Raw genomic sequence first — 19802 nt, forward strand, 5'->3', positions numbered from 1 at the left:
AAGGTATGCAGGATGGCAAGAATCAGAACCCCTGAGCTTTTTTCTACATTAGTGAAGAAACATTCTCCTGATGAGTTTTTGCCATTACTAGGTCAGTATGGCGCTACTGATTCTTCTGGTCGGTATTTACATTGGGATAAGTTTATCTGGAGAGTGGAAAAAGGAATAGATACCGAGTCAGCTTGGATTGCAACCAAGTTTGCCAGAAAGGCGCTTGCTAAACCGTTACCCCTTCTCAAAGCTGATACATTCGAACAAGAGTTCAGTTATTGCATTCCAGACTCGTTATTTGCTCAATTGCATCATATCGATAAAGTTACTGGCGGTGGACATGCAATTGGAGATGGCTCCTTTATAACCGCTAGAGAAAAAGATCGGTACTTGGTTCGTAACTTAATGATGGAAGAGGCTATTACGTCATCCCAGTTAGAGGGGGCTTCTACCACTCGCAAAGTTGCTAAAGACATGCTTGAAAATAATAGAAAGCCAACCGATAAATCTGAGCAAATGATTTTCAATAACTTTTTATTAATGAAAAAAGCGGTTGAACGCAAAGGTGAGCCGCTTTCAATCGATTTGATATTAGAGCTTCATGCCATCGCTACTTTTGAAGCCATTGATAATGATGCAATTCCTGGTGAATTGAGAAGTACAAACGATGTTACCGTGGCAAATATTTACAACGAAATTGCCCATGAACCGCCTTCAGCTGACTCTTTGAAAGAAAGGCTGCAAGATCTGTGTAAATTTGCAAATGAATGTGATGATGGCACTGATTCGGATCATTTTATCCACCCGCTTGTGAAAGCAATCATATTACATTTCATGATTGGATATATTCACCCATTTGGAGATGGAAATGGTAGGACGGCTAGGGCGTTGTTTTATTGGTTTATGTTGCGCTCTGGTTATTGGCTATTTGAATACGTTTCTATCAGTAAATTGATTCAAGAGAAACGTTCTGACTACGATACGGCATACATATATACCGAAACAGATGAGTTCGACTTAACCTATTTTATCTACCATCAAGTTGATGTTGTGACCAAAGCGGTAAATTCGCTCCATGAGCATATAGAAGCTAAAAAGCTGGAGTTCTATCAGTTCATGGAATGGATAGAGAAAAGTCCGGTCTCTAAAGGGCTAAAAAGAGGCCAGCTTGAAGTTCTTAAAGAAGCGGTTAAGCAGCCCGGTAAGGTGTTTACGGTTAAACAGGTGTCATTGGAGTTAGATATCAATGAAAATACAGCGCGCTCTTACCTGAATAAACTAGTTGAAGCCGAGTTATTAATGGCGTCCAAGTTAAAGAACCAAAAAGCTGTGGCTTATTTGGCTCCAGCAGGGCTTAGAGAGCGACTAAAACTATAGCTTAGCCCTCCAACCCCCGCCAAGCCCGAATCACCTCCGCTAGCTCGCTGTCACTACGCCACACAATGGCGGCATCGTCAAAGGCGGGCTTGGGCCAGAGGCGATCGCCTGTGTTGCGGCTGATGCAATGCACGTGAAGCTGACTCACCACGTTGCCAAAGGCGGCCACGTTCAGTTTTTGGTGGCTGGCTTGGGTTTTCATGAAAGCTTCGACTTTGGCGATGGCTTCAAGGAGCTGCAATTGCTGGCCAAGCGTTAGCTCGGTGAGCTCGGTAACGCCTTCAATTAAAGGCACCAGGGTAAACCACAAAAAATCGGCGCGTTTGTGCAGTCGAATTTGAATGGCTTCAAGGGTTTCAAGCTCAACCGATTCGTTCAGGATTCTGCTGTCAATTTGCATGGAGTTACCTTGTTTGCAATAAAGTCGGCGGGTGTAGGGTCTTACTCACTATAATCTTACAATCCATTAAGCGCTATAAGCATAGGGAGAACGACTTATGGTAACCCGACTGACTCAATATTATCAAAACTTCGTGGCGGCTCTGAGCCATTGCGATGGCGTGGCCTCGTTGGCGTTGCGGCTGTATTTGGCGCCGGTGATGATCCAAGCAGGCTACAACAAGCTGTCTAACTTCAGCGACACCGCAGCGTGGTTTGGTAACCCCGACTGGGGGCTGGGTTTGCCGTTTCCAGAGCTGATGACCGCACTGGCGGCGGGCACCGAGTTCTTTGGCGGCATTTTGCTGATTTTAGGGCTGGCAACGCGCCTGATCAGCATACCGCTGGCGGTTACCATGTTGGTGGCGGCACTCTCGGTGCATTGGCAAAACGGCTGGCTGGCCATTGCCGATGGCAGCTCGTGGTTGGCGAACGAGCGGGTCATGGAAGCGCAAGAAAAGCTGGATCGCGCCAAAGCCATTTTGCAAGAGCATGGCAACTACGACTGGCTTACATCGTCCGGCAACTTTGTGGTGCTTAATAACGGCATCGAGTTTGCCATTACCTATTTGCTCATGTTTGCGGCGCTGATTGTCATGGGCGGCGGGCGTTATTTCAGCGTGGATTACTATCTTGCTAAGCGCTATAGCGATTGAGCCTAAAAGCCGGCTGTGATAGCGTGAGTGATTGACAGAGTTTAGCCAAATAAGGAAATCGCCGTGCACGCGCTCGAGTTACTCACCCAACGCCAATCTTGCCCCCGTTTAGCCGAGCCTGGGCCTAATGCCGAGCAACTGGCGCTGATATTGGAAGCCGCTTCAAGAGCGCCGGATCACATGGGCTTGATGCCGTGGGAGTTTGTGATTGTCGAAGGGCTTGGGCAGCAGCGCTTGTCCGACATCTTTGTCGACGTGGCTAAGGCCAATAACAGCGACGAAGAGGGCATTCGCAAGTCCGCTAAAATGCCCACCCGAGCGCCCATGATCATTGCGGTAATTGCCCGAGTGAGCGAGCATCCTAAAGTGCCAGCATGGGAGCAGCACGTAAGCGCGGGATGCGCAATCATGGCCATGCAAATGGCGGCACAAGCTCAAGGGCTGGGCGCGATTTGGCGCACCGGCAGTTACTCCTGGCACCCCAAGCTCAAAGAAGCGCTGGCCATCGAAGGCGACGACAAGCTGGTAGGCTTTTTGTACCTCGGCACCCCAGCCATCAGCCCGAAAATCAAGCCAAGCCGCGACATCAGCGCCAAGGTGCGCTACCTATGAGCATCGCGCTGCTCATCGCCGCCATCGCCGCACTGGCGTGCTTGTTAAGCCACCTAAAAAGCTACCCAAGCATTATTGCTTCTAATAGCTGGCAAAACGGCCTAAGCGACGGCCAACAGCTAACGCTGCGCAGCTTGTTTTACAGCCGCAGCGCCTTTCATCTGCTAAGCGCAGCCGTACTTGGCGCCAGCGCCTTCAACTACATCGCCTACGGTCAAGTTGCCATGCTGCTGATGTTCCTAAGCCTCATCTACCTCATGCAAGGCATCTGGTTTGCGTATAGCTATTATTGTTACTACCAAGGGCAGGGCTCGCGAGCTTGGTTGCACGGCTTGGCCCCTTGGGTTTGCGCGGCCGCGGTGGTTTGGGTCCAGTGGGGCGGGTGAGGTAACTGTCAGTCTTTAGGTATAACTTCTAAAATGGATGTCATTAATGGATTTAAATGAACAGTTTCGGATATACAAATCTTACATCGAAGAAACATTAAAGGAATTCCCTCTTAAGCCCGTCAAGATCAATTGCATCAAGGTATTTAAAGCGTTAGCTGAATTAACAAGTGAGTTGCCTTTAAACAGCTTTGATTTTATTAGCCGCGAAGAGTTACAACTAAGGGTTAATGAGCGATATCCAGTAAAGGCTAATTCAAAGCGCCAAGAAGTAAATAAATATTTGTCACAGCGTTTTAATATTGCAAGTTCTTTAGAGCCGGATTTTATTGAGTTTACGCTAGAAGATGATGAAAACGTATATTGTCGAGAGGATGGCATTGGAGGGGGCAGAAAACGAACAGGCTATCGAATTCGTAAGTTTTCACAACGTGCCGACCTAATACGTTACCTCTGCCAATTAGATTTGACGGAAATCATCCAGGTAGAAGAGCAATCAAGTTCGGTAAGTATCAGTAAGGAAACTAAAATGACCTCCCCACTTAATCAAATACTATACGGCCCACCTGGTACAGGAAAAACCTACCATACGGTGGAGGCTGCAGTAAAAGCTGCTGACCCTGAATATTTTGCTACATTGGATATTTCTAATGACGTATTTACTAGCGCTAAACAGCGTGAACAGTTAAGGCAGAGATACCAAGAACTAGTAGAAGCCAAACGCATTCGCTTTGTAACTTTCCATCAAAGTTATGGTTATGAAGAGTTTGTTGAGGGAATGCGAGCTATAACCAATGATGACCATCAAATAGAGTATAAAGTTCAAGCTGGAATTTTTAAGCAAATCTGTACTGACGCGCTTGCGAATACAGGAGAACAGCCGTCAATTTTAAAACCTGAAGCGAAGATTTGGAAACTATCCATTGACGGAGTTAAAGCGAGTAAAGTTCGAGAGTATTGCTTTAAAAATAATGTGGCCTGCGTTGGTTGGGGGCAAACTGGAGATATGGCCTCTGCAGAGCATAGTGCAAAGGAAATCGAGTATATAGAAGGGCTTGGTCCTTTAGCCAAGTCTTCGTTAATGGAGTTTACCGGGAGGATTGCTCAAGGGGACATCGTTGTTTGTGTTAAAGGGATGTGGTCGATACAAGCAATAGGTGTGGTCTCTGGTGATTATTACTATGACGAAGGTGGCACAGCAGGTAATCAAGAATTTCGCCACGTTTTGCCAGTTGATTGGCTAGCAAAGGATTTTGACGTCAATATTTACGAGCTTAATGATAACACCAGGCTGACCCTCAAAACTTGTTATGAACTTAACCGTTTTAACTCTTTAGACCTATATGAGCGATTGAAAAGTGAAGGGGTGTACTTAGACAAAGGGCAATCTTTTGGGGAACGGCAGAACTACGTACTTGTTATTGATGAAATTAATCGTGGCAACATCTCAAAGATATTCGGGGAATTAATTACCCTTATTGAGCCGTCTAAACGCAAAGGTAAAAGTGAGTGGATCGAGCTTATGCTTCCACAGTCTAATAAGTCATTTTCAGTACCTGAAAATCTACATATTATCGGCACTATGAATACAGCTGATCGCTCCCTGGCTATGATGGATACAGCTCTTAGACGCCGTTTTGATTTTGTGGAAATGATGCCAAAACCCCAATTGCTTGAAGGGGTTAAAGTTCGTCACAATGGTCACGAGATTGATATAGAAGCATTAATGATCGCACTAAACAAGCGAATTGAAATCCTACATGACCGAGAACACACTCTTGGTCACGCGTTTTTTATGCCGCTAAGAGCGTTAGTCGATCAAAATATGCACGAAGAAGCATTTGCGGAGCTGGTTACTGTATTAAAAAATAAAGTGATACCGCTACTTGAAGAATATTTTTTTGAAGATTGGAGCAAAATACGCATGGTTCTCGCAGATAACCAAAAGACAAATCCTGAAGTACAGTTTATTAAAGAAAACAAACAATCGAAGAACGATTTAGACGGTATCTTTGGGCCGCACCATAAACTAGATCAATATGGACAGCAAGTAATTCAATATTCAGTAGCTGCATCTAATGAGCCTGTATGGAATAATGTGCAGGCTTATATTGGCATCTATCAGACGTTAACAAATGCACACGTGACAGTCGAATCCTAGTCTATGCATACAACAGTATTTGAATTTGGGTATCTTTCGAGTGATAAACAAGCTTGTGATGATGTCAGCGCAAAACTTATCTCGCAGGCAGCGTTCAAGTACTTAAAAGAAGTAAGTCTCAGTGGTGATAACACTAGAGGTAACCAATACCTTATGCTTACTAAGCGCTTGGGGCATGAGCTCATTCAAGTCCAAAACTACGTGGGAGTCCTGTTTGTTCCATCTGGTGAGCAAATCGAAATCTTACCTAAGATAGAACGAGAATCGGTGGATTCAAAAACTAGAGTTGAAGATGCCCGTCAATTGTTACTTACGATGCTGGCGCATCTTGGTACTTTTCGTTTTATCACTTCTCAGCAGGCGAATGTTGCCAAAAAACAAATGCCTATGCTTGAAGTATTCATTGAGCAATTTCTTCAGTCAGTAAACAAGTTGGTCAAAAGAGGACTTAAGAACGACTATATAGTTAAAGAAGATAACTTAAGTTTTCAAAAGGGTAAGTTACGGGTCGCCACACATCTAAGGCGTAACATGGTCATGCAACATCGCTTTTATGTTAATTATGACGAGTATTTGTTAGACCGCCCAGCAAATCGTATTATTAAATCTGCGCTACAAAAAATAACTTCCTATACCAGAATAGCATCCAATCAAAAGTTGTTGCGCGAGCTACAGTTTGTATTTGCTGAGGTTTCTTATAGTAAATCAATCATGGCTGATACTAACGCATTGAAGCTCGATCGGAGTACTGTGGATTATAATGAACCTATTGCTTGGGCTAAACTTATTTTAAACGGGTTCTCACCTCTTAGTATGCAAGGTGATGCCAGTGCGTTATCTTTACTTTTTCCAATGGAAGCGGTTTTTGAGAGCTACGTTGCCTCGATACTCAGCTCGCAGATTGGACTTGATGCAGAATTGAGTACACAAGAATCGAAGTACTCTTTAGTTACACACAAAAATATCCAACAGTTTAAGTTAAAGCCCGATCTTCTGCTTAGCTTCAACAGTGGCTCCCAAATCGTAATGGATACGAAATGGAAACTGCTGGACTTAAAAGCCCGTAATTATGGTATTGCTCAATCGGACATGTATCAAATGTTTGCTTATGGCCAAAAGTACTTAAACGGAAAAGGTGAAATGTTTTTGGTATATCCAGCTCATCCTTTATTTGCAGAACCAATTCAGCACAGTTTTGATTTTAGTGAGTCCCTAAAGCTGTGGGCTATCCCTTTTATTTGTGATCATAATGGTGATAGCCGTTTGATATGGCCGTACGAAGCGGACTGCTGTGATTACTTTGACAACTAAATCCCCATTAAACAACTCGCAACTTTTGCACAATCATATTCGGCTTCTTCTCTTTCCATGCCAATCAAATATTGCTCAGTTAAGAATAAGTAAGCGGTTAGTTGGTTGATGTCGCCCGCTAGAATCAAACGCGCAACAGGCTCTACGTACATATGGTATTCGTGCTCAAAGGCGTCATCAAAGTTGTCTTGGTCATAAACTCCAATAGGATCCCACTGTTTAAGCAAAATGCTACTTACTGTTTCCAAGAATTCTTCATTACCTTCAAATAAAGGCGTCTTTTCTACCATTATATTGAGCGTGTCATTAATGCCATCCACTATCATTGTGTTTGGGCTAAGCTGTTCGATAAAAGCAAAGTTTTCTTTGTTAATCAACTCGGCTGGTGATTCTTCCCAATTATCAATGTCGCTCATAAAATAACCTACCAACGGGTTATCGTCTTTGGCTGCGTTGTAATCCAAGCATACAACGCTATCGCTCATAGGCTCTGGAAAATCAGTTGGTAGGAGCGTGTAGTGTCCTACCATTACAGGAATTACCGGTGGCAACTTATATTTGCAGTTTTCTGAATTAATGAAAATATTCGCGATAGATTCATTTTTCTGTAATGCACCAATGGCTAGGTCACCATAGGTTCGACTTCTGTGGTTCCACCACGCAATTCTCATGTCAGTTCTTGTAGTGCCCGACTTATCTTTGAATGTTAGGCCATCCGGTAACGCTATTTCTGGCCCTTTCAACAAGGTTTCTATAAGTCTAAATAATTCATGATTGGGATTAAAAGCATCGGGCCAATGTTCAACTTTTAAAGAGTGATCAGGGTTAAGGTACTTCTCTAAACAATCAATATCTTCATCGTGCCAGCACGCATGAATAGCACGAACATCTCCAAAGTTAAGATACAGTGGTAAGCTCATAAACCATTCTATCCAATCTTTGTGTTGTTCGCTGTCTTCGCCTATTTGCTGAAGGAAATGCTGATGTTGTTTTAAGTTACTTGCCTTATTACGATCTCTATAGTGTTCGCCTTTATCGTTTTTAAGGTACCAACCAATCGCATTGAACTCGTGGTTTCCTAGTAAACATAAAGCCTTACCGTCAGTTACCAAGCGTTTCACGGTATTTAACAAAGTGAGATGATCAGTTTCTGAAGCTGTATGGTTATCAATGAGATCCCCTAAAAAGACGATTTTATGGTAGGCGTTTTCTTGTGTTTCTAGGTCAAAGCCTTGCTCGTCTAACAGTGCGAGGAGTTTACCTGATTGTGCGTGGATATCGCCGATGAAAAACAGGTCCGTTATTTTGTTTTCAGTTTTGAAGCGCAAACCTTGTTCTAGTTGCCGAGCTCTTATCTCAATTGTAGGGCGCATATAGCTATTCCAATAATTAACATCAAGAACGCCACCAGACATGCCACCTTGATTTAGCTCTTCGACATAGACGCTTTCGCTGGTCCAGCCCCCCGGTTTTTTTGCTTGTGCAATGAGGTTTGTTACTTTGTTATCTATATGAGCAAGGATTTGTTCAGCGGAATAGCTTTGATTTGACTCCGTAAACTCTTTTCTCAGCTCCCGCCACAAGGCGCCATTACCGCGTAGGGAGTAATGTTTTAAGCGACTAAAAATTATTGGGATGTATTTGGAATGAATGAGTGTCATGCGTAAACCGCTCTGTTTATTATTATTTACGTTGGTTTTAGAAGGAGCAATGATTCTTTTAGAACATTGGCAAACTAGGTTAGCACATGCATTTCGTTAGGACTATCTAAGCCAATGAAAATCATGTTATGTTTGGTCACCCTAACTTCTATGGTGCGAGGTCATAATGAAAGATCACAAAACAATCAAGGATGGTTTCACCTGGGTTCCAATAGATAAGAGGAGAAGTCAATTTGGGGGGCCAGCTCCTCCAAGAACACCTGAAACGCGCCTACCGATTTTATGGCTAGCTCGTGATGGTGGGGAGCTTTATCTGGTAAACAATTCCAAAGAACCTTTGGAGTTCGTTACTGCAAGTAGTGGCGGCTTTCAGACGGTAGATGATGATGTAGTTAGCGTATCGAGCAGCAACCACTACGAGTATAAAAACGTAATGCCCAATGAGGCAGTAAAAGTCGAAGAATACGATGGTTACTATGATCTCGACTACATATTAGGGGTATACATTAAAGTGCAGTCGCCGCAGTTAGGCTGCCTTGAAATTGCATCGCCCTCTGCAAAAGGAGGGATTGGTGAGACCGTTCTTTTATGGGACTCTGGCGAAGCTGCAAAAAACGTTTCTATAAAAACATGTGAGCCACTATAGAAATTATTAAACTAGAGCACCAAAACCCTTAAAACCATTTGCAGTCCGAATCAAAACCATACATATTAGAGTTCATCTAGTTTGTATCAAGCCTAAGGAATTCGGACTACCCAATGGACGAACTAAGCTACGCGCAAAAGCAACGACTTGCTTACATCGATTTTAAGCTCTATTTCACGGGGCGTGTTACTCGCAGCGAGATTGTAAGTCACTTTGAGTTAGGTCTCGCAGCGGCCACCAGAGACTTAAAGATCTACAAAGAAAAAGCGCCCGATAATATGGCGTACAACAACGTTGAGAAGAAGTATTTTATTTCCGAGCACTTCAAGCCCCTCTTCACGCACGATGCCCGCCGTACCTTAATTAAGCTTGCCAACGACATTAGCGATGGTTTCGATGCCATTGGCGATACTTCATTTCCGGTGGAATCTCCCAGTCCGTTAAACGTGCCCGACATCGATGTTGTGGCAAACATCTCCCAAGCCATTATTAACAACAAAGCAGTCAATGTAATTTACACCTCACTTTCCAGTGGCTCCGGCAGTCGTGACCTTGTGCCGCATTCCATTGTAGACAATGGCTTACGCTGGCACGTGCGCGCCTACGACCGTAAAACGGAGTCCTTCCGAGACTTCGTACTAACTCGAATTTCCAAAGTTACCATTAACTCAGACACTCCACTCCCAAACGAAGAAAAGCTAGAAGATCATCAGTGGACCCGAATCATCCCTTTACAACTAGCGCCTCACCCCAATAACGTTGCCCACGCTACCGCAATCAAGCTGGACTTTGGTATGCAAAATGGCGTGCTCGAAATTAACGTGAGAGCGGCAATGGCGGGTTATCTGTTAAGACGGTGGAATGTGGATTGTTCGCAAGATGCAGCCTTGCTTGGCGCGGAATACCAGCTCTACCTTACTAATATTCAGACCTTGTACGGTGCGGAAAATCTAGCGATTGCACCTGGGTATCAACATCATAGTTAGCGCCTTCAAAACCTTACAAAACTTTATAAATTTAACGAACAGAATCAGGTCATTATCATGGCAAAACAACCCACTAAAAAAACAGAAACCAAATCCTTTGAACAAAGCCTATGGGATACGGCAACAGCACTTCGTGGCAACCTAGAGCCTTCAGAGTACAAATACCCAGTGCTTGCGCTCATCTTCTTAAAATACGTCGGTGATGCGTTTACGATTCAGCGAGATAAACTCATCGCCGATGGGCATGGAAGTGTAGCTGAGCAGCCGTTCGCCTACACCAAAGACAACGTGTTTTATCTGCCAGAAGAGTCTCGCTGGTCATATCTACAACAGCACAGTAAGCAAGAGGACATTTCTCTTAAAATCGATACAGCATTAGCACTTATTGAGAAAAGCAACGAAGCCCTGCGTGGGGCGCTGCCTGATAATCTGTTCTCTCGCCTGCAGATTGAGAATGCCTCGCTCTCTGCGCTGATTGATGCGGTGAATAACATCGACACCACATCTAGCGAAGATGTCATTGGCCGTGTGTATGAATACTTCCTCGCAAACTTTGCCGCCAACGAGGGCAAAAAGGGCGGTGAGTTCTACACGCCTAATAGCATTGTAAATCTGATAGCGGAAATGATAGAGCCGTACTCTGGCAAGATATACGACCCATGCTGCGGCTCGGGCGGTATGTTTGTGCAGTCGCTCAAGTTCATTGAAAACCACCAAGGCAACAAAAAAGACATCTCGGTTTATGGGCAGGAGTTTACCGCAACCACCTTTAAACTTGCCAAGATGAACCTTGCCATTCGTGGTATTTCGGCAAACCTTGGTGAAGCGCCAAGAGATACGTTAAAGAACGACCAGCACTTAGATCTAAAAGCGGACTACATCATGGCAAATCCGCCATTTAACATCGACAAATGGCGTGGCGAAGATGAGCTATTAGACGATGCGCGCTGGGCAGGCTATGAAGTGCCACCAGTGGGCAATGCTAACTATGCGTGGCTTTTGCATATGATCTCAAAGCTATCGGTAAATGGCACAGCGGGCATTGTGCTGGCAAATGGTTCTATGAGTACCTCAACCAAAGGCGAGCTTGCTATCCGTAAGCAAATACTTGAGAACGACCTAGTAGATTGTATTGTGAACCTGCCAAGTCAGCTGTTTTACGGCACGCAAATCCCTGCGTGCATTTGGTTTTTGAGCAAAAACAAAAAGCGCAAAGCGGACAACACAGGCAAGACGCTGTTTATCGACGCACGAGAAATCGGCTATATGAAAGGGCGCGTACTGCGTGACTTTACAGCTGAGGACATCGCAAAGGTTGCACAGACCTATCACAACTGGCGTGATGGGGAAAACTACGAGGACATAGCTGGATTCTGTAAATCATCAGAATTAGAGGAAATCAAAAAGCACGACTATGTGCTAACCCCAGGTCGCTATGTGGGCGCAGCCGAAGAAGAAGACGATGGCATCCCATTTGAAGAAAAAATGGCAGATTTAACCGCTAAACTTGGCGAGCAGTTTGCCCAGAGCGCAAAGCTAGAAAATGATATCAAAGCGAACTTAAAAGGGTTGGGTTATGAGTTTTGATTGGGAATATAAAACAATTAACGAAATAGCGACTCTTAACCAAGATAGCTATAAAAAATCTGATAATTGGAAATCGGTAACTTATCTTGATACAGCAAATTTAACTGAGAATAAAATCGGTGAATATCTACATTTTGATTTGTTAAATGATAAGTTACCGAGTAGAGCTAAAAGGAAAGTAAAGATAGGAGACATTTTATACTCAACGGTTCGCCCAAACCAAAAACATTATGGTTTGGTCCAAGGTGATATAGATGATTTATTGGTTTCTACAGGTTTTACTGTAATAAGGAGTAACCCTGAAAAGTGCGACAATAATTTTTTATATTGGTGGATAACACAAGAGCAAATCACTAATTATTTACAAGCCGTTGGTGAAGACTCTACCTCCGCTTACCCAGCAATTAAACCGTTAGACATTGGTAAATTAGAAATAGGGCTCCCACCTCTACCAATCCAAAAGAAAATCGCAAAAATTCTTGGTGATCTCGACAAAAAAATCGCGCTGAACACGCAGACGAATGAGACGTTAGAGGCGATGGCGCAGGCGATTTTTAAAAGCTGGTTTGTGGATTTTGACCCCGTAAAAAGCAAAATGGCAGGTGAGGCGCCAAAGGGGATGGACACCGCCACCGCCGCCCTGTTCCCAAACAAACTCACAGACTCCGAACTCGGTTTAATCCCCGAAGGGTGGGAGGTTTCTGAAATTGGGAATGAACTCACCGTTGCAGGTGGCGGTACTCCTTCTAAAAAGAATGATGACTTTTGGGAAGGTGGTATTCATCACTGGACATCTCCAAAAGACTTGTCAGGTGTCAAGGATAAAGTGCTTTTAGATACGGCAAGCAAAGTGACAGATTTAGGACTTGAAAAAATAAGCTCAGGCTTATTACCTGTCGATACCGTGTTACTGTCATCTCGTGCACCAGTTGGGTATTTAGCATTAGCGAAAATTCCGACAGCTATCAATCAGGGCTACATCGCAATGAAATGCGAAAAGGCTCTAACATCTGAGTTTGTTTTGCAGTGGTGTACTCATCGCATGGATGAAATCAAATCTCGAGCTAGTGGCAGTACGTTTGCCGAGATAAGTAAAAAGAACTTCAAACCTATTCCAGTTGTCGTTCCGAATAATGACTTGGTCAAAGAGTTTACAAAAATTGCTAAATCGCTATATGACTCAATCACGCAAAATGTAAAACAAACGCAAGAACTCACCAAACTACGTGACACCCTGCTACCCAAACTATTAAGTGGCGAGTTGGATTTATCACAAGTAGAAGCAGAGGTTAGTTAATGGACTTACAAAATGGCCTATTTACGAGTCTTATCAAATACTCAGCAAGCGATAAAAACCAGCCCAAGGAAAACTTTGTCACAGAGGCTTTTGCTTGGTTGTTAAATGTGGATAGACCGCTACGAAATGCATTTTTTAAACAGTTGCCTAAGTTTTGTAAAAAAGAGGCTTATAACCCTATAAACGATCTTAATGTGGCTCATTTTGGTGACATATCTACACAGGTTAATTTTGATGGCAAGTTTCCTGACATGGTTTGGCAAAGTGACTCCTTTACCATCGTGTTTGAAAACAAAGTGTGGGCAGAACTGCATCATAATCAGCTTAAAAACTACAGAGACTATGCGCAAAAGCATTATAAGTCGCATTGTGTTGTGGTTATAACCGCAAGCCGTATGCAACACACACAAAAACCTGACTATGGGCTTTGTTGGTATCAAGTCAAAAACATCATTGACTCCCTAAGTGATGATAAGACTTTGGGTTGGTTTAGAGCAGAGTTTTGTGCACTTCTTAGCTCTCTTGGTCTTTTGAATCAAACACCGATTAACACACTGACATTTAGTTATTACAATGAAGTCCAACAAATTCAACAGCAATTTAAAACGATCGCTGAGTCTGCCAATGATGCCAGTATTGATTGGCCTATCACGCAAAAAGGCCTGATGGAAAAGCACAATGCGTCTGTTAAATCGCGATGGGGCAGAATTGGCATTGAGTTTAACTCGGCCAAAGGCACTAAATCGCAAGGAGAGTGGAAACCGGGTCTTTTTTGTGGATTTGTCGTAGACCCTTATGATCATCAAGTAGAAGATCTTTTTGAAGATGGGCCGATTGTCCTTGTCTCTATCGAGCTAGATACTGCGGTGCAAAGCATCATAAAAATGCCAATTTACCAAAAGCTTGTCAATGAATTAAAAAACACAATCTCAGATAACTGGGTTGTTACCGATAGAAGCACTGAAAGCAAAAATGGGAAATATAATAAGTGGCGACCGCTTATGATTTATATGACTGCTGCTGCCTTTTTTGAAGGGACAAATACCGTTGATGAGCAGCACCTGCGTTTTCAAACGCTAATTAAAGAGGTGCAAAGGCAGATTATTGATTGTGAGTCATTTGAGCCATTTTGCAAAAGTCTATCTGAAACGACTGAATAACTTGCTGGGTTTTGAGCCCTCAAGTTACCCCGCAAGTTAGCCCCCAAGATAAGTATTTGGAAAACGGCTAGTTTATAGGGGATGTGCGTTACTTATTTTGACGATCTAGGAAAAAGATTATCCATATGAAATTTACCGAAGCAAAACTAGAAGCTGCCATCATCGATTTGCTAGAGAAGCAAAACCTGCCACACACTCACGGTGAGGCGCTTGAGCGCACCTTCGATGAGGTGTTGATAAAAGCAGATTTGATAGCGTTTCTAAAGGCCAAATACCGCGCCGAGGGCATTACAGATAATGAGATCACGCAGGTGATTAACACCCTAGAGCGCCTGCCTGCGTCGGATCTGTATGAGACTAACAAGCAAATCAACCAGTGGGTGATGTCAGGTTTTGCCCTAAAGCGGGAAGATGCTAAGGCCAAAGACATATGGGTCAATCTGATTGATTTTGATGATATAGAGCAAAATGCCATTCGCACGGTAAGTCAAATTACCATCGTAGGCTTTTCTGAGCGCAGACCCGATCTGATTTTATACATCAACGGCCTGCCACTTGTGGTGTTTGAGTTTAAAAGCGCCATCCGAGAGGAAGCTGACATTGCCAGTGCTTACCGACAAATCACTACACGTTATCGCCGTGACATACCTAAGCTGTTTAAATACAACGCCTTTTGCGTGATAAGCGATGGCGTGAATAACAAAATGGGCTCGTTGTTTGCTCCCTATGAGTTTTTCTATACTTGGCGCCAGATAACAGGCGCTGAGAGTGAGGATGTTTCAGGCATTGATTCGCTTTATACGCTACTTGAGGGCTTGTTTGATAAAGCGCGTCTACTTGATGTCATTCATCATTTTATTTACATGCCAGATAGTTCTGACAAAGAGATGAAGATCGTCTGTCGCTACCCGCAGTATTATGCGGCCAAAGCGCTGTTTGAAAACATCAAAATTCACCAGAAAACGTTGGACGCACAGGGCAATTTGCTATCAGGTGATGGTAAAGGCGGCACGTACTTTGGGGCAACGGGTTGTGGTAAAAGTTTTACCATGCTGTTTTTATCACGCCTATTAATGAAGGATGTAAGCCTCGGCAGTCCCACGATTATCCTCATTACCGACCGCACCGATTTAGACGATCAATTATCCAAGCAGTTTGTAAGCGCCAAAACTTATATTGGGGATAACGAGGTCGTCAGCCTAGAGAGCCGAGCAGATCTGAAAGAGAAGCTCAAAGGGCGCAGCAGTGGCGGGGTGTTTTTAACCACCATTCATAAATTCTCAGAGGATATCGACCTGCTATCAGAGCGTAGCAACATCATCTGTATTTCCGATGAAGCCCACCGCTCACAAACCAACCTAGAGCAAAAAGTCAGCTATACCGAAAAGGGCGTAAAGAAAACCTATGGCTTTGCCAAGCATTTGCACGATAGCCTGCCAAATGCCACCTATGTGGGTTTTACCGGTACGCCGATTGATGCAACGTTGGATGTGTTTGGTGAGATTGTAAATAGCTACACCATGGCAGAGTCGGTGCGTGATGAAATAACCGTGCCCATTGTCTATGAGGGCAGAGCTGCCGAGGTGTTGCTGCATAGCAATCAACTGCATGAAATCGAGCAGTACTACAGAGACGCAGAAGCGGCAGGCTCAAATGAGGAGCAGATCGAGCAAAGTAAAGTGATGATGAGCAGCATGAGCACCATCTTGGGCGACCCATCTCGCATCAAAGCCATTGCACTGGATTTTGTCGATCACTATGAAAAGCGCGTTTCAGAGGGCACAACCCAAAAGGGCAAGGCCATGTTTGTCTGCGCAACGCGTGAGATTGCCTATCAGTTTTACAAAGAGCTAATCGCAATACGCCCAGAGTGGGCAGAGGTTAAGCGATCAGCTGGTGATGTAGAGCTTACCGAGCAGGAGGAGAAGAAAATTCTACCAATGGCGCGCGTTAAGATGATCATGACGCGCAATAAAGACGATGACAAATCGCTCTATGACCTGCTTGGCACCAAAGAGTATCGCAAGATGCTCGATGGGCAGTTTAAAAACGAAAAGTCGAACTTTAAAATCGCCATTGTAGTTGATATGTGGCTGACAGGCTTTGACGTGCCGTTTTTAGATACCATTTATATTGATAAGCCACTACAAAAGCATAATCTGATCCAGACCATCTCCCGAGTAAACCGCAAATTTGAAGGCAAAAAGAAAGGGCTAGTGGTTGATTATATCGGCATCAAAAAGCAGATGAACCAAGCGCTCTCTGCCTATACCAACAAAAAAGAGCAAGATCTTGAGGACATCGCCGCATCAGTTATTATCGTAAAAGACCATTTAGCACTGCTTAAAAACGTATTTCATGGCTTTGATAACAGCCTGTATTTTACAGGCTCGCCGTTGGAGCAACTTAACTGCCTAAATGATTCGGCAAACTTTGTGCTGCAAATCGAAAAGCGCAAAAAGCTGATGATGGATTTAACCCGCAGGTTAAAATCTGCTTATGATATTTGCGTAGGTAGCAGTGAGCTTTCTGTCTATAACAAAGCTGATATCCACTACTATCTTGCGGTGCGCAGTATCATTTACAAACTCACCAAGGGCGAAGCGCCAGATCTTGAGCAAATGAACCAGCGTGTTCGAGAAATGGTTGCAAATGCGCTTGAAAGCTCAGGTGTAAGCGAGATTATGCAGTTAGGCAGTGAAAGCGGTGAGATTGATGTATTTGATGAGGATTATCTAGCAAAACTAGAGCTGATAAAACAACCCTTTACTAAGATGGAACTGCTTAAAAAGCTACTTGGAAAAGCAATCGGTGAGCTATCTAAAACCAACAAAGTCAAAGGCGTGGATTTTACCGAGCGCATGAATAACATTGTCGCAAAGTATAACGAGCGTGACGAAAATGACGTGCTTCGCTCTGAGGTTATCGAGGACTTCTCTAAGTCAATTTTAGACATGCTAAAAGAGGTAAAAGACGCATTTACATCTGGAGATGGCCTTGGTATCGGCATAGAGGAAAAGGCGTTCTACGACATTCTTTTGAGCTTAGCCAATAAATACGATTTTACCTATCCCGAGCAAAAATTGATTGAGCTCGCTAAGGAAGTGAAGAAGCTGGTTGACGACAAAGCGCAATATACCGATTGGGATAAACGCAATGATATTAAAGCCGAGCTTCATTTTGGAATCGTTATTCTTTTAGATAAGTGGGATTACCCACCCGTAGATAAAGATGAAGTCTATAAAGAGATTTTTGAACAAGCGGAGAATTTTAAGAAGTATCGAGAGGCTAATTTAAGTTAAAACTTTTAATTTGTTGAGATGCAATATTAGCCACAAAAAAAAGCGCCCAAGATCAAAATCCTGAGCGCTCACTTAGCTAACCGCTATAACAATCCAACCCTAAAAGTTAGCGCTGCGAGGTGCGCGAGGGAATGGAATGACGTCGCGGATGTTGCTGACACCGGTAACGTACGACACTAGGCGCTCGAAGCCCAGGCCAAAGCCGGAGTGGGGCACTGTGCCGTAGCGGCGTAGGTCGCGATACCACCAGTAGTCTTCTTTCTCTAGCTGCATTTCTTCCATGCGGGCGTCGAGTACGTCTAGGCGCTCTTCACGCTGCGAGCCACCGATGATTTCGCCGATGCCGGGTGCGAGTACGTCCATGGCGGCTACGGTTTTGCCGTCTTCGTTTAGGCGCATGTAGAAGGCTTTAATGTCTTTCGGGTAGTTTTTAACGACCACAGGCGCTTTAAAGTGCTCTTCGGCAAGGTAGCGTTCGTGCTCGGATTGCAGGTCTACGCCCCATTCCACGTCGTATTCGAACTTCTTGCCGCAGTTCTTAAGAATTTCTACTGCGTCGGTGTAGTCCACTTGAGCAAAGTCAGCGGCCACAAAGCGCTCAAGGCGGTTAATGGCGTCTTTCTCTACGCGTTGGGCGAAGAATTCCATGTCGTCACGGCGCTCTTCTAATACCGCGTTAAAGCAGTATTTCAGCATTTTTTCTGCCAACTCGGCGGCGTCGTCCAGATCGGCAAAGGCGATTTCTGGCTCTACCATCCAAAACTCCGCCAAGTGGCGGCTGGTGTTGGAGTTTTCGGCGCGGAAGGTTGGGCCGAAGGTGTAGATTTTGCTAAGGGCGCTGGCGTAGGTTTCGCCGTTGAGCTGGCCCGATACGGTTAAGAAGGTTTCTTTACCGAAGAAATCTTTGTCGTAGTCTACGTCACCGGCGTCGGTGCGGGGTAGGTTGTTCATGTCTAAGGTGGACACGCGGAACATTTCACCGGCACCTTCGGTATCCGAGGCGGTTAAAATTGGGGTAGACACCCACAAGTAACCTTGCTCGTGGAAAAAGCGGTGCAAGGCTTGGCTTAGGCAGTTGCGTACCCGCATAACCGAGCCAATGATGTTGGTGCGTGGGCGTAAGTGGGCCACGTCGCGAAGGTGCTCAATGGAGTGGCGCTTGGCCGCCATTGGGTAGGTATCGGGATCGTCTACCCAACCTACAACTTTAACCGCGGTCACTTGCAGTTCAAAGGCTTGGCCTTTGCCTGGGCTTTCGACCACATCGCCGGTCATTTCGACGGAGCAACCTGCGGTGAGCTTTAAAATGTCTTCTTGGTAATTAGGCAAGTCATTAGCGGCAACGCCTTGAATGGCATCAAAACAAGAGCCATCGTAAACGGCTAAAAAAGAAATACCGGCTTTTGAATCTCGACGAGTACGGATCCAGCCCTGAACGGTCACACTGCTGCCTACGGCGTGCTCACCTTTTAAAATTGCTGCGACGCTTGCCACTGTCATAATTGACTATTGCTCCAATAAAGAATATTGACTGTAAACGAATAATCTTACCGTGGGCGCTGGGTTTCTCAAGCAAAAACTGTGGATATTTGGTGACAAACAGCAATTATTTTAATCAAGCGCGCAAAATTTGTTTCAGTTGCCACAAGATGGCGGCGGTAATCCCCCACACGAAGCGATTTTTATAGGGGGCGAAGTACACGGGGTGGCTATGATTTTCGGGTGTTAGTGTCTTGCGCTTTACGGTGAGGATATGAAAGTTTTGCTCATCTAAGAAAAACGCCAAAGGCAGGGCAAAGCAATCCGCCACTTCGTTGGGCTCGGCAATGGGGCTAAAGTCGCTGTCGATGTGGGCAATGACCGGGGTAATGGCGAAGCCGGTGTGGCTGTAGTGCGTGGGCAGGGTGGCGATAACCTTAGCTTGCTCGCGCTCTAGATTAATTTCCTCATGGGCTTCTCTGAGCGCTGTGTTAATTAAGCTGCCATCGCTTGTCTCGAATTTACCGCCGGGAAAGCTGATTTGCCCGGGGTGGTGCTTCATGTAATTTGGCCGCTGGGTAAACCAAATGTACGCCTGCTTGCCATTTTCTGTGGTTCTTTCAAACAAACCAATGAGCACGGCACTGTCGCGGTATTGGCCTTTCTCCAAGCGTGGGTAGTTGGCGGCTTTGGCGCTCGATGCGGCGCTCGGGCTTAAGCTTAGTTGAGTGATGGCTTGTTGAAGTTGCATG

16 protein-coding genes are annotated in these 19802 nt (G+C 44.6%); 12 read left to right on the forward strand and 4 right to left on the reverse strand.

Annotated elements, in window-relative coordinates:
- Window positions 1-12 precede the first annotated feature (12 nt).
- Window positions 13-1368, forward strand: a complete 1356-nt coding sequence (locus CLC91_RS09460) for a Fic family protein (protein WP_095500326.1) — start codon at window positions 13-15, stop codon at window positions 1366-1368.
- Window position 1369: 1 nt separating this feature from the next.
- On the opposite strand, the gene CLC91_RS09465 is transcribed toward CLC91_RS09460, so the two are convergent.
- Window positions 1370-1768: an HIT domain-containing protein gene (locus CLC91_RS09465; RefSeq protein WP_095500327.1), complete on the reverse strand. Its 399-nt coding sequence runs from the start codon at window positions 1766-1768 to the stop codon at window positions 1370-1372.
- Between the two features lie 97 nt (window positions 1769-1865).
- Between CLC91_RS09465 and CLC91_RS09470 the strand changes: the two genes are divergently transcribed.
- From CLC91_RS09470 to CLC91_RS09490, 5 genes are all read left to right on the forward strand, one after another.
- Complete coding sequence (locus CLC91_RS09470; protein WP_095500328.1) at window positions 1866-2462, forward strand: HvfX family Cu-binding RiPP maturation protein; 597 nt, start codon at window positions 1866-1868, stop codon at window positions 2460-2462.
- A 63-nt stretch (window positions 2463-2525) separates the two neighbouring features.
- Window positions 2526-3074 carry an NAD(P)H nitroreductase gene (locus CLC91_RS09475; protein WP_095500329.1) on the forward strand — a complete coding sequence of 183 codons (549 nt, stop codon included), beginning with the start codon at window positions 2526-2528 and terminating at the stop codon, window positions 3072-3074.
- A complete protein-coding gene (locus tag CLC91_RS09480; RefSeq protein ID WP_095500330.1) occupies window positions 3071-3460 on the forward strand; it encodes a hypothetical protein in 390 nt (129 codons plus the stop codon). The genes CLC91_RS09475 and CLC91_RS09480 overlap by 4 nt, the downstream gene beginning before the upstream one ends.
- Window positions 3461-3506: 46 nt before the next feature.
- Window positions 3507-5621, forward strand: coding sequence for an AAA family ATPase (locus CLC91_RS09485; RefSeq protein WP_158220721.1), 2115 nt, complete (start codon window positions 3507-3509; stop codon window positions 5619-5621).
- Between the two features lie 3 nt (window positions 5622-5624).
- Window positions 5625-6932: an McrC family protein gene (locus CLC91_RS09490; protein ID WP_095500332.1), complete on the forward strand. Its 1308-nt coding sequence runs from the start codon at window positions 5625-5627 to the stop codon at window positions 6930-6932.
- Here CLC91_RS09490 and CLC91_RS09495 read toward each other — a convergent pair.
- Complete coding sequence (locus tag CLC91_RS09495; protein WP_095500333.1) at window positions 6929-8593, reverse strand: metallophosphoesterase; 1665 nt, start codon at window positions 8591-8593, stop codon at window positions 6929-6931. The two genes, CLC91_RS09490 and CLC91_RS09495, sit on opposite strands and share 4 nt — an antisense overlap.
- A gap of 166 nt (window positions 8594-8759) precedes the next feature.
- Between CLC91_RS09495 and CLC91_RS09500 the strand changes: the two genes are divergently transcribed.
- From CLC91_RS09500 to CLC91_RS09525, 6 genes are all read left to right on the forward strand, one after another.
- Window positions 8760-9239 carry a hypothetical protein gene (locus CLC91_RS09500; RefSeq protein ID WP_095500334.1) on the forward strand — a complete coding sequence of 160 codons (480 nt, stop codon included), beginning with the start codon at window positions 8760-8762 and terminating at the stop codon, window positions 9237-9239.
- A 113-nt stretch (window positions 9240-9352) separates the two neighbouring features.
- The gene (locus tag CLC91_RS09505; protein WP_095500335.1) at window positions 9353-10225 is read left to right on the forward strand and encodes a WYL domain-containing transcriptional regulator; all 873 of its coding nucleotides are present in this window, start codon (window positions 9353-9355) and stop codon (window positions 10223-10225) included.
- Window positions 10226-10282: 57 nt separating this feature from the next.
- Window positions 10283-11812 (forward strand): class I SAM-dependent DNA methyltransferase, encoded by a 1530-nt coding sequence (locus tag CLC91_RS09510; protein ID WP_095500336.1) that lies wholly within the window; start codon window positions 10283-10285, stop codon window positions 11810-11812.
- Window positions 11802-13109 (forward strand): restriction endonuclease subunit S, encoded by a 1308-nt coding sequence (locus CLC91_RS09515; protein WP_095500337.1) that lies wholly within the window; start codon window positions 11802-11804, stop codon window positions 13107-13109. Before CLC91_RS09510 ends, CLC91_RS09515 begins: the two co-directional genes overlap by 11 nt.
- The gene (locus CLC91_RS09520; RefSeq protein WP_095500338.1) at window positions 13109-14269 is read left to right on the forward strand and encodes a PD-(D/E)XK nuclease family protein; all 1161 of its coding nucleotides are present in this window, start codon (window positions 13109-13111) and stop codon (window positions 14267-14269) included. Before CLC91_RS09515 ends, CLC91_RS09520 begins: the two co-directional genes overlap by 1 nt.
- 125 nt (window positions 14270-14394) lie before the next feature.
- The gene (locus CLC91_RS09525) at window positions 14395-17571 is read left to right on the forward strand and encodes a type I restriction endonuclease subunit R (protein WP_095500339.1); all 3177 of its coding nucleotides are present in this window, start codon (window positions 14395-14397) and stop codon (window positions 17569-17571) included.
- Window positions 17572-17670: 99 nt separating this feature from the next.
- On the opposite strand, the gene asnS is transcribed toward CLC91_RS09525, so the two are convergent.
- Together asnS and CLC91_RS09535 are read right to left on the reverse strand one after the other, a co-directional pair.
- Window positions 17671-19071 (reverse strand): asparagine--tRNA ligase, encoded by a 1401-nt coding sequence (gene asnS / locus CLC91_RS09530; RefSeq protein WP_095499148.1) that lies wholly within the window; start codon window positions 19069-19071, stop codon window positions 17671-17673.
- Between the two features lie 115 nt (window positions 19072-19186).
- A complete protein-coding gene (locus CLC91_RS09535; protein WP_095500340.1) occupies window positions 19187-19801 on the reverse strand; it encodes a CoA pyrophosphatase in 615 nt (204 codons plus the stop codon).
- Window position 19802 lies beyond the last annotated feature (1 nt).

This window comes from Paraferrimonas haliotis (assembly GCF_002282895.1).
Lineage (GTDB): Bacteria > Pseudomonadota > Gammaproteobacteria > Enterobacterales > Shewanellaceae > Paraferrimonas > Paraferrimonas haliotis.